The sequence below is a fragment of the Paenibacillus sp. JJ1722 genome, from assembly GCF_048282685.1.
Taxonomy (GTDB): domain Bacteria; phylum Bacillota; class Bacilli; order Paenibacillales; family Paenibacillaceae; genus Paenibacillus; species Paenibacillus polymyxa_B.
Window position 1 is genome coordinate 5,185,153 of the sequence record NZ_CP182500.1, and the last position, 11,507, is coordinate 5,196,659.

Genomic DNA, 11,507 nt, shown 5'->3' on the forward strand with positions numbered 1-11,507 from the left:
ACATACATATCTACATCCCACTCCTGTTACGTAAGCGTCAAGTAGCCCCCACCTGTTCAACTAAATGAGGGCTAAGTTATGCTGAATTATGATTTAACAAGTTAGCGGAAGTGATGCTGACCGAGGTGTTTCGGTCAATCTCGCCTTTGAACCCTTCCATAAACGAAGCAAGAAGCTGAGTTCTGAAAATCATTTTATCGGAGATTGGAGATTGAGCTGTCTTCACAATTGTGAAACAAACAACCCCGGCCGAAAGGCAGGAATCAGCACATTACATGCCGTTTTCTGCGCCATCGTCGCGCAACCTTACAAGAGTGTTAGGCAATTGTCATCTAGATCAATGGTATCAACCTAGCTGCTCCTCTATACTAATCCATTGATAGGATTATTTTTAAGGGGGAGTTAGCGTGAGGTTTTTTGAAATGCTGCTATTCTTTTCAAGTGCTTGTTTGTTGGCACTCCTGTTCATTATCAATCAACGTATTCGAAAACCAGCTTTGCTCCTGACAAGCGGAGCAGGCTCCATTTTTTTAGTGATACATTTGCTTGTCGAAGGATACAGGGTTCAGCTTTTATTTTTATACGGATTTACGATCCTGATGCTTATGCTCTCACTTATAGACGTTTTCATAACGCTGAAAGTCGTTCGGACTGCCTCGCGAATCCGTAGGGTGCTGGGCCGCCTTTTTATCGTGATTGGGCTAATCGCAACGGGGTGCTTCCTCTATGTGTTTCCCGTATTCGACTTTCCGGCGCCAACCGGCGAGTTGAAGGTAGGTACGCAAGTCTTTCATTTCATCGATCCAAGCCGGGAGGAGACATTTGGCAAAACCACGACAGGCAAAAGGGAATTGATGGTTCAGGTATGGTATCCAGCTCAAGCTGGCATCGGCAAGTATGCTCCCTTTATTCCCGAAACCCAGATTTTACGTTATATGGCCGCGGACTATGGCCTTCCCGGGTTTACTTTTCAACACCTGAAGTACGTACCCAGTCATGCTTATTCGGGGGCCGAAGTCTCTTGGGCACAGACTTCATACCCGCTGATCCTTGCGAATCCCGGCAACGGCTCTTCCAGGTACCTCCACACGTCGCAAGCCGAAAATCTCGCGAGTCATGGATATATCGTGGCAGTGATCGACCACACCTACAATACATTTGCAACCGAGTTTCCGGACGGGCGAATCACGACCAGCACAACCAACGACTTATTCTCGCCCGACCATGATTACCAGACGAGTAGAGGAAATCGCGACAAATTGGGACAAGTTTTAACCGGCGATGTGGCGTTTGCGCTGGACCAATTCGAGCTCATCCAATCGGGACAGATTCCAAGTCATCTAAAAGGGAGAATTGATCTTGGTCATGTCGGGGTGTTCGGTCATTCCATCGGCGGAGCGACGGCCTGTGACGCTTCTTACGATCCGCGAATCGCGGTTGGAATAGACCTTGATGGAGGGCTTTATCGACTGCGTGACAGAGAGGGTCTGCGAAAGCCGTTTTTGTTCATCAACTCGGAAAGCTATTTCGAAAAATTAAAAATGGTGATGGATAACCGGGTCTACACGGATGCAGAGCTTAACCATATGGGCTCAACAAGAGAGTGGGAGGATCAAGTAACGGAAGATAAAAAGTTGGAGCTTGAACGGATGCGCGAAACGGTCGACGAAGGAGGACAAGTCCTCTATATCGAAAATACGGAGCATTTGAATTTTGCCGACGTACAGTTCATTTCTCCGATTTTCAAAATGCTGGGCATTACAGGAAAGATTGCGCCCGAAAGAGCGAACTCCGTTATCAATGCCTATATGCTGGATTTCTTCGATAGGTATCTGAAAAATCAAGGCGGAATCTTAATGAAAGGACCGGATAGCCGCTTTCCGGAGGTGAAGTTCGTAACCTCGCTATTATAAATTACGGAACAGGCTACCGATTTTGATATGCTCCCCTTCAAGTAGACAGGTTTAATAAATAAACCGCTACTTGAAGGGGAGTTTTCCTTTGTCTAAGAAGAACGAATACAATGCGATTGAGAAACTAGCCATCATACAGGAGTTAAAAGCAGGACAGAGCAGCCGTGTGGAAGTAGCAAAAAACATAACATCAGCGTTACCACCTTAGTAAAATGGCTACTACTTCTTCCTTGCCTGTAGGCCATTGAAATCTGCCACGTTCTAGGCTGCGATAGTAAAGCCAGAACCCATTGTGATCCCAATATAGAATTTTGAGCTTGTTGCATGCCCGGTTACAGAATACGAATAAGCGGAGGAGAACGGATTCAGACCAAAGCTTTCCTGAACGATGGCAGCAAGTCCGTCGATCGACTTGCGCAGATCGGTGGAACCACAAGCAAGAAACACACGCTGATGCTTGGAAAGGTCAGCATGGTGAAGTAAGCGCGTGAATCACTTCGCGCAAAAGCATTGGGTCAAAGCGGGAATGAAGCTCGATACTGGCTTCACCGATATGAAGGATTAGAGAAGGAGAAACGCTGCTTTCATCGTGAGGCCACTTGCCCGATAGGCTGCGATACGTGTGTGCCAATCTTGTCTGCGTTGTTCTTTGGCATTCATGAGTTACCCTCCGTATTCAGGTTAATCTCATGATCTCATAGCTAGGTTAGTAGTTGAAGGTATGGAGAGTTTGACTCTTAGCCTGTTACTGTATCTTTGCCTGTATATTGACCTGGTCCTCAAAGTGAAAAATAATATATAATATTTCACACCATGTAAATATACATTTTATACTAAAATCATATATAGTTTAGGAAGGATAGAAATGTTTCTGCTACTAAATCCGAAGGGGTGTAAAAAAGAAATGCTAAAGCGTATTCAAAATCTTTTCGTTATCCCTAACTACCCATTGTTCATGATCTGCATGTTATTGCAAGGCATGGCTATATCCATCAGCGCACCTTTTTTAGCTGTATATTTTACAAGTACACTTGGCGTATCTGTGGGAACCTTTGGTGTGTTTACAGCGGTGACTTTGATTTGTGGCATATGGATAAGCTCTCTGATTGCCAAACGTTCTGATACCGGATTAGATCGTAAACAAATTTTGGTGATTTGTACGTTATTTAATGCCGTAGCATTTGCAGGATATCTTGTAATCCAAAATTTTTATGTACTTTTTGTTTATATGACGATCTTTACGGCCATTGGTGCTCCTGGGATGCCGCAGTTATTTGCCAGTGCACGTGAAGCAGTAGATCGCAGTAAATCTGCGGATCACGCCTTTGCTAATTCAACGCTTCGGTCTATGTTTTCTCTTGGCTTTATTACCGGGCCGCTTTTTGGTTCCTTTTTGATTGCACATACGGGCTTTAAGGGTATCTTTATGGGAACGACCTCTATTTTTGTTCTTATTGCTGTTCTTTTATTCTTTTTTATCCAGCAGCCTCCCGCTCAGCTTAAACATAAGAATCAACTTTCACTTCATAACATTACATTACATAAAAATATTGAGATTCTGATCCCCTTTTTAGTTCTTACTCTGCTCTATACGTCTCACTGGATGAACAGTTTAAATATTTCTTTGTTCATCATTCACAATTTAAAAGGTGACACGAGTGACGTTGCTCTAGTATCCAGTATTTGTGCGATTTTGGAAATCCCATTGATGCTCATGCTAGGCGTACTAGCAGCTAAATACTCCAACCGTTTGCTTGTATTTTTAGGGGCATTAACAGGAGTTGTCTATTATATCCTTGTTATTATGTCTACGGAGATGTGGCAGCTATTCGTGGGGCAGCTTCTTCTAGCCTTTTTTGTTGCAGTGATTTCTGCCATTGGCATTAGTTACATGCAGGATTTGTTGCCCTCTCTTCCAGGGTACGCATCGACGCTATATTCCAATGCGACAACCATCGGAAGACTGGTAGGGAGCTTGATGGGCGGATTAACCGCTCAATGGATTGGTTACCGAAACACCTATTGGGTATGTTTGGCCCTAATCATCTGCTCCCTTGGTCTCCTGGCAATTTCGAAGAAATTAGAGTTTGAAAAATCTGCTGCTTTAAAAGAAAGGAATCACAGTATATAGACTGCGCTTATTTTTCTATGGTGGAGAAATGACTCATAATTGTATCTGCCGCATGTCTGTACCCACCAGCCTGGCGTAATGATTCGCCGATCACATGAGCCTGTTCTTTATAGGTTGGATGACTCAATACCTCTAATAAGGCAGCTCTCAAACTAGCGGGTGTAAGCTCATTTTTATCCACAACAACACCCGCTCCCAGTTCCTGCACCCGACTGGCTACGATCGGCTGATCCGATGTTAAAGGAATCATGACCTGCGGTACATTGTAATATAGGGCTTCACTTGTACTGTTCATCCCCGCATGTGTAACAAAAGCGTCCACATGCTGAAGCATTTCCAATTGCGGAATATAAGGCTTGATTATAAAATTGTCAGGGATACACGGGGCCAATGGCTCCATGTCTGTATAATTGCCTGAAGACAGCACAAACTGCACAGGCAAATCGCGAAATGCTGCAAAACAAAGCTTATAAAATTCCAAGTCTTTATTCAATATAGTACCCATTGAAATGTAAACCGCCTGTGGATGCAGAACACGAAGTTGTTCGAACGGGAAAGATGGAGCATCTTTACGCGGTACAATAGAAGGACCTGTAAAAATAAAACTGTGATCCAGTTTTTCGGCTTGCGGTTGAAAATAGCGGCTTGTATAAACTACTCTTAAGCGCCCGCCATGAGGAGCAATCTCTTCTATAGCCGGAGCGTCAACCTGAAGCTCATTAGCTAGTTGATGCGTTATTTGCATCGTAGCCGTGTACAACTTTTTTACCTCCGGATCATTGTCATTCATGCCTTGTCCCGATCCCAACGGCTCTACGAAAGCAAAAGAAGCGATAGAGCACACAGCAGGGATTCCTAGCTTCTGTGCAATAATCGTGCCTCCCCAGCCCATCAAAGAATCATAGATTAAATAATCATAGGTTCTGTTTTCAATAACTCTCAAAACCTCTGGAATAATCGGAAGAATCATACCTTTTACCATCATGTACACAAATTGATAATGATGTTTGTATTCTGCTGGCTTTAAATCAGAGTCTTTAGAAAAAGCATCATCAACAAAAGGGTAGGTGATCATCTGTGCTCCTGTCTGTTGAATTCTCGTACGATATTCTTCCGTACACACATAGTCAACATCCTCCCCACTGTCTACCAACCTTTTCACTAATCCTAGTGTCGGATTAACATGGCCTTCAGCAGGCGTGATCACTACTAACACACGTGCCATACCTTACACCTCCAAATCAATAATAAATTACAATTTGAAATAAATGCACTTTTAACATAGCAAACATTTACCATATAAACAAGTATTTTCAACACCGAAAATTAAGTATGTATCCTCTACTCAAACTATAGAAATAAGCGAGGCTGAACGCTAGAAGCGCTTGCCCCGCTTAACCATTGAACATCAAATTTAAAGACGCCAATCCCAATGGTCTGTCCCGCTCAGAACAGCTTCAACGGTGTACTGGCTTGCTTCATCGGCGGTAAGCTGTTTGGCCCAAGGTACACGCCCGCTACTTTCTGCACCTGGCCCAAAGTTGTCAAACTCTCCAAATCTTGCGGTCTGCTCATTGGATTCCTTGCCCCAATTGTTCCAGCCGCCCGGCTTGATATGGTCATCCATATAGGTCTTCAAAAAAGTAACATGAGCGTAAGGGCGCCATGGCCGTCCGAGATCCACCTTGCCTGTCAAGCCATTTTCTGTTGTCAGCCGACATTGAATAAATACAAAGCCCGGCTTGTTCTCTTCTGTTGAAGCTGCTGTCACATATCCAGCACGCAGGCTGTGTATGATCGAATTATCAAACACGGCAGGTGCATTGCCAAATATAAAATCTACACTGCCACTGATGTAGCTGTCCTTGAAATACTGTCTGCCACGGTTCACAAGCAACGTATCCTGTAGGCCGGTAATTTTGACATTGTGATACTTACCACGATCGCCTTCGGCATATAACGCTACAGCCTGCACCTGCCCAGTTCCTTCTGTATTGGCAACCGTGACATTCTCCAACACAAAATCGGGACTTTGCACACGCATTGTATAGCTGTTGCTTGTTCCTAATTCTTTTCCGTCCACCACGGTTTTGGCCGTATCATCAAAAGAAATGATCGTTTTGTCGCGATCTTCTCCGATAATGCTCAGATTTTTTTTGGAGGAATTCACCTTTATTTTTTCACGATACGTACCGTTTTTGAGATGGATAACTGTCCTTGTGTTGCTGTCGTCAGGGACTGCGTCAATAGCTGCCTGAAGAGATCTAAAGTCAGCAGGGCCATAGGTCGCTACCACCACACTAGTGGGATGAGTTCCTCCTGAGTCTGTCAGGTTGCGGATGGTGACATTGCTGAATTCCGACGTATTGTAATTCCATACATCGTTTTGTTGTTTGGATGCATCGGTAGCCAACCCGATCAATAGCGGCTGATTATCCGGCACATCTATAACAGTTTCACCAACCTTCTCCCAGTTCGCCACACCATCTGCGGATACCCAGCCGGTAACCTTTTGTCCTTGTCGTACAAGACGAACCGAATATGGCGTTGTAATAAAAGCCTCCATTGACGCACGTTTCGTCTTACCATCCGTTTGATCACGACTGATAAGAATACCCTGTTTGCCATATTTAACAAATGCTAAAGACATAAAAGCCATTTTTGATCCAGGCTTCAGCGATTCACGAATCATTACACCCGCTTCGGCATTATCATCCACCGGGGTAATTTGTTCCACACGGGCTGTGATCTCAGTGTCACCTTCCCATTTTTGATAAGCATAATGGAAAATATCTGCCTTACCGTCAACGTCTCCCGCTGACTTCAGTCGTATGCTGCTACCGCTTGCATCTTCTTTTAAGACCTGAGTATGCCCTTTTATATAACCATCGTTGCCCTCAGAGCCAATCTCTTCGCTGAGCCAACTTCCCGATGGCGCAGTCGTATTGACGTGAATGGTAACAGGATTGGAAAATACAGCAGTCCCCTTGCGGTCAGTCACCCGTACAATAATATTGTGGGTACCGTCTGTTACATGATTCCAATCCAGATGATAAGGTGCGGTCTCTACTTTACCAACAAGTTTGCCGTCAATGATAAATTCAACGTGAGCAATACCATCTTTATCCTTGGCTGTTGCTGTTATGGTCGCATCCCGGCCTGCTTCCAAAATATCGTTATGCTTTAGTGGACGTCCGTCTGCATCCGACACCTGAACGACGGCCTCTGGATTATCCACCTCATTTCCATTCGCTAGCTTCTCAATAAGATCATTTAAATAGACCTCAAGATTCGTATAACCCTTGGCAAAATGAGCATACGCCCCTGTACCGGCAAGCCCCTGACCGTTACGGTCATCTGCATTATTGGGGTCCAGCCCATTGGCACGTTCCCATTCATCCGGCATTCCATCATGGTCACTGTCAGAAAGCTCCGTCGTCGTTACGTTATAATCGTCATAAATCCACCCTGCTTCACGCGGAGAGTTAATAAACGCACCCGTTCCATTGTTCACATCATTCATAATTCGAGCGTCCACCGCATCTCTTCTTGGCAGCGTGGCTCCTGAGCCGGCAAGCACCTCAGTATATGCGGTTTGTGCATCTGTCGCTTGATATGGACCATACGCATCTGGTGAGATTCCGTTGTCGTATTCCCCTCTAACTTCAATCGGCTCCGCCAAACGGGTGGAAGGATCAATAATTGACCCAATGGATGTTCCAAGCTGCCAGTTGTCTTTTGTAACCGAGTCATTGCCGTACATGTAGTTACCACCAATAAAGATGCGTGTTTTATATTTTTTACTACCCACGTCCACAAAGATTTGACCGCGAACGTCCTGATATGTGTTGGGGCCATACTTATAATAGTTATTTAGCACATTATACGATCCTTCACCGCCGCCGTATGAAGAGAAAAATCCCCAGTTATAAATGACATTATTGGTCATTTCCACAGCGTCGATTTGTTTTTTATCGGTTGGAAAACGCGGATTACGGCTTGCATTGTGAGCCAACAAGTTATGATGATAGGTGGAATTCCGTCCGCCCCATATGCCGCCATAGCCGTGGCGACCTTTCTGGTGCGTAGTCATTAGCATACTCTCGGACGCAATGGACCATTGTACCGTTGTATTGACGTTGTCATACAGGCTCAGTACCTCATCCACCGACCAGCTAAAGGAACAGTGATCAATCATTATGTTTTTATGGTATCTGGCCCCTAACGCGTCATCCTCACTGGGGTAACGGTCGGTCAATCGGAAACGCAGGTAACGGAGAATGACGTTATCTGCATCAATTCCTGTTGTGTAATCGCTTACAGTTATACCGTCGCCAGGAGCTGTCTGACCAGCAACCGTCAGGTTGTTTCCCAAGATTTTAAGTGGCTCCTTGAGATGAATCGTTCCACCCACCCGGAATACGACCGTCCGATTATCGGAGCTGACCGCTGCGCGAAGAGATCCGGGTATGATCTGTTCCCCTTTGCCGTAGTCTGCCAGCGTGGTGACCTCATACACTTCACCTCCGCGTCCACCAGTAACATATTTACCGCCACCCTCAGCCCCCGGAAACGCCGGAATATCCGTCGCCACTTTTGCCACCTTTGCGATCTCTGTTCCTACCGCAGTCTCCGCTTGGATTAGTGGTGGGCACAAGGTCAACAACAATGAACCCACAACCACATTACATAGCACCTTTTTCCATGTACGCTGCTTGCTCATATTCTGTTTCCTCCCTAAGATTTTCTTCCACATCAGCGCATATTTTTATAAAAACACGATTCGAGACGTTCAGAAGCGCCTTCACCTCCTTTCATCAATCTTTTCTGCTTTTATCATTGGCAGGTTGTCATATATACTGTTGGTATATGAATGCGCTTACTTATCTTAATTTGTAAAGGAAGAAGCACATGAATGAAATGAAAGAAGATAAATATGTCATTGGCGAACAACAATTTTCCATTCATCACATCTATCGTACCGGTTTCACAGTCATGCCCCGGCCTCATGTCCATGAGAACTATGAGCTGTATCTCTTACTGCGAGGCGAACGCATCTATTTTATGAATGGCAAGGTATACACCGCTCGCAAGGGGGATCTGATATTCATCCTTCCTCATGACTTGCACTCTACCGCCAGTACGCAATTGCAGGAAACAGAGCGCATCTTGATTCATTTTTCTCCGACGTTTCTCCCACAGCAGGATCATGACATTCTTGACCTGCCGCCGTATCAGCAATCCGCGTTGCTTCGCTTACCTGCGAGAGAGCAAGTGGAAGTTGAACGTTTATTCCTACAGATGAATACCGAATGCAGGAATAAGCAGCCTCTGCATGACCGTTGCGTACAGCATCTACTGCTGGAAATGCTGATCCTGGTGCACCGATCGGAAGCGATCGAGCGTAGTGAACCTGTTTCCTCTCATCCCATGCATCAGAAAATCACGGAAATTTCTTCTTTTATTCAGGATCATTACAATGAACCGTTAACTCTCGAACAAGTGGCCGCCTGCTTTTTCATTAGTCCAGCGTACCTAAGCCGTATCTTTCTAAAGTTGACTGGTTTTCATTTCAGCGAATACATCCGCGTAGTGAGGGTCAGGGCGGCCCAAACCAGACTTCGAACCACCAAGGACAAAATCCAGCATATTGCAGAGGATGTCGGGTTCGGTCATGCTTCCCACTTTAATAAAATCTTCAAAAAAATAACTGGGCTCTCCCCTCTTCAGTACCGCAAGCAGGTTCGGTAGATATTCAGTGTAAAGAATTAGACGCCGATTTTATACCTCCGCTCTTGTCTTGTTTTCCCATTTTTATATCCACTTGCTCTTTCATGGAACTAAAGACAAGCCACTTTGGAATAAGTAAAATGCACACAAAAAAACCATACTTCGCTGCAATGCATGCAACGAAGTATGGCTATTACATAGTCATTCTACATCTTTAAAATTATAAATTACTCTTTCTATGACCTTTATCGCAATGCTTTAATATCCTGAATTAGCAATTCAACATTTTCTTTCTTCGTTGCCCAACTGGTACAGAATCGAACAGCACTATGTGCATCATCAACCTTTTCCCAAAAGGAGTAAGTATATTTTTCACTCAATGCCTTTAGTATACGATCTGGTAAAATCGGAAACTGCTGATTGGTTGTAGAACGGTATTGAAAAGAAAACCCTTGCTCAGATAATCCGTTTTGAAGCAGCATGGCCATATCTATAGCGTGTTTGGAAATTTCAACGTATAAACCGTCTTCAAACAAAGTTTCGAATTGAATGCCCAACATTCTTCCCTTAGCCAGCAGCCCTCCTTTTTGCTTGATCATATATCGAAAATCTTTTTTCAATGTACCATTTAGAATGACTACTGCTTCTCCCATCAAGGCTCCAATTTTGGTCCCACCAATATAAAATACATCGCATAGCTTCGCTATATCTGCTAAAGATGCATCGCTATCTTCGGCCACCAAGCCATAGCCTAATCGGGCTCCATCTATAAACAGTGGTAAACCACACTCTTGACAGACTCTACTTAATGCTTCTAGCTCTGATTTGCTATAAATCGTTCCATTTTCAGTAGGTTGGGAAATATAAACCATCCCGGGCTGTACACTATGCTCAGGAGCGGCATCATTCCAGTGAGCGTCATACAGCTCCTTTACCTGCACGGCCCGGATTTTCCCATCATCACTTGGCAAAGTAAGTACTTTATGCCCAGTAGCTTCAATCGCTCCGGTCTCATGTACGGCAATATGTCCAGAAACTGCCGCAACGACGCCTTGATGCGGACGCAGAATAGAAGAAATAACGGTGGTATTGGTCTGTGTACCTCCAACCAAAAAGTGTACATCCGCATTTGGGAAGTCACATGCTTCTTTAATATATGCTCTGGCTTTTTCACAATGATCGTCCACACCATAACCTGGAGTTTGTTCATCATTAGTCTCCAGTAGTCGCTTTAATATGCGCTCATGGGCACCTTCGGTATAGTCGCATTCAAATCGTATCATTCTGTATCCTCTCCAAATTATCCAATTTCTTCTGAATTAACAACATAGAAGCATGTAATTCCTTTATCTCTTCTTCTGAAAGTCCTTGAACTAATTTTAGAATTTGTTCATCAGACCTTTCATTCAGTTGGTTATAGAACTCCTTTCCTTTAGGAGTCAAACGAATCAGATTTGTTCTATTATCCAACGTTGAATTTTCCTTAACAAGAAAGCCCTCTTTGCAAAATTTAGCAATGATCCTACTCATATAGCTGCGATCAATTTTAAGAGATTCGACAAGAGTATTCGCAATACATGGCTCGATCAACCCGATCTCTATAATGACACGGGCCTCGGTAAAGGAATATCCGCTATCCAGCACATGTCTATCTAAAACACCCAGTATATTCGTATAGAACCGATTAAAACGCCTCATATCCGCTATCATATTAGCATTTATATTGATCATAA

At 44.2% G+C, this 11,507-nt stretch carries 7 protein-coding genes and 1 pseudogene; 3 read left to right on the top strand and 5 right to left on the bottom strand.

The window, feature by feature from the left end; genetic code table 11:
• The first annotated feature begins 407 nt into the window (after positions 1-407).
• Positions 408-1,913 (top strand): alpha/beta hydrolase family protein, encoded by a 1,506-nt coding sequence (locus tag ACM1ND_RS23170; RefSeq protein WP_418026602.1) that lies wholly within the window; start codon positions 408-410, stop codon positions 1,911-1,913.
• Between the two features lie 196 nt (positions 1,914-2,109).
• Here the strand turns inward: ACM1ND_RS23170 and tnpB are convergent.
• Positions 2,110-2,360: pseudogene (gene tnpB / locus ACM1ND_RS23175) on the bottom strand (IS66 family insertion sequence element accessory protein TnpB).
• Between the two features lie 457 nt (positions 2,361-2,817).
• Between tnpB and ACM1ND_RS23180 the strand changes: the two are divergent.
• Positions 2,818-4,044: a sugar efflux transporter gene (locus ACM1ND_RS23180; protein ID WP_023990409.1), complete on the top strand. Its 1,227-nt coding sequence runs from the start codon at positions 2,818-2,820 to the stop codon at positions 4,042-4,044.
• 7 nt (positions 4,045-4,051) lie between these two features.
• Here the strand turns inward: ACM1ND_RS23180 and ACM1ND_RS23185 are convergent, their stop codons facing one another.
• The gene (locus tag ACM1ND_RS23185) at positions 4,052-5,269 is read right to left on the bottom strand and encodes a macrolide family glycosyltransferase (RefSeq protein WP_418026603.1); all 1,218 of its coding nucleotides are present in this window, start codon (positions 5,267-5,269) and stop codon (positions 4,052-4,054) included.
• Between the two features lie 189 nt (positions 5,270-5,458).
• A complete protein-coding gene (locus tag ACM1ND_RS23190) occupies positions 5,459-8,767 on the bottom strand; it encodes a pectinesterase family protein (protein ID WP_103744681.1) in 3,309 nt (1,102 codons plus the stop codon).
• A gap of 188 nt (positions 8,768-8,955) precedes the next feature.
• Between ACM1ND_RS23190 and ACM1ND_RS23195 the strand changes: the two genes are divergently transcribed.
• The gene (locus tag ACM1ND_RS23195) at positions 8,956-9,795 is read left to right on the top strand and encodes a helix-turn-helix transcriptional regulator (RefSeq protein ID WP_023990412.1); all 840 of its coding nucleotides are present in this window, start codon (positions 8,956-8,958) and stop codon (positions 9,793-9,795) included.
• Between the two features lie 224 nt (positions 9,796-10,019).
• Here the strand turns inward: ACM1ND_RS23195 and ACM1ND_RS23200 are convergent, their stop codons facing one another.
• Both ACM1ND_RS23200 and ACM1ND_RS23205 read right to left on the bottom strand, forming a co-directional pair.
• A complete protein-coding gene (locus ACM1ND_RS23200) occupies positions 10,020-11,057 on the bottom strand; it encodes a threonine aldolase family protein (protein WP_069080158.1) in 1,038 nt (345 codons plus the stop codon).
• The gene (locus tag ACM1ND_RS23205; RefSeq protein ID WP_028541769.1) at positions 11,044-11,505 is read right to left on the bottom strand and encodes a MarR family winged helix-turn-helix transcriptional regulator; all 462 of its coding nucleotides are present in this window, start codon (positions 11,503-11,505) and stop codon (positions 11,044-11,046) included. Before ACM1ND_RS23205 ends, ACM1ND_RS23200 begins: the two co-directional genes overlap by 14 nt.
• Positions 11,506-11,507 lie beyond the last annotated feature (2 nt).

Bases quoted from the DNA above. Each gene is read 5' to 3' on its own strand.
- ACM1ND_RS23180 (WP_023990409.1), top strand. From the start codon at position 2,818: ATGCTAAAGCGTATTCAAAATCTTTTCGTTATCCCTAACTACCCATTG.
- ACM1ND_RS23185 (WP_418026603.1), bottom strand. From the start codon at position 5,269: ATGGCACGTGTGTTAGTAGTGATCACGCCTGCTGAAGGCCATGTTAAT.
- ACM1ND_RS23190 (WP_103744681.1), bottom strand. From the start codon at position 8,767: ATGAGCAAGCAGCGTACATGGAAAAAGGTGCTATGTAATGTGGTTGTG.
- ACM1ND_RS23195 (WP_023990412.1), top strand. From the start codon at position 8,956: ATGAATGAAATGAAAGAAGATAAATATGTCATTGGCGAACAACAATTT.
- ACM1ND_RS23200 (WP_069080158.1), bottom strand. From the start codon at position 11,057: ATGATACGATTTGAATGCGACTATACCGAAGGTGCCCATGAGCGCATA.
- ACM1ND_RS23205 (WP_028541769.1), bottom strand. From the start codon at position 11,505: ATGATCAATATAAATGCTAATATGATAGCGGATATGAGGCGTTTTAAT.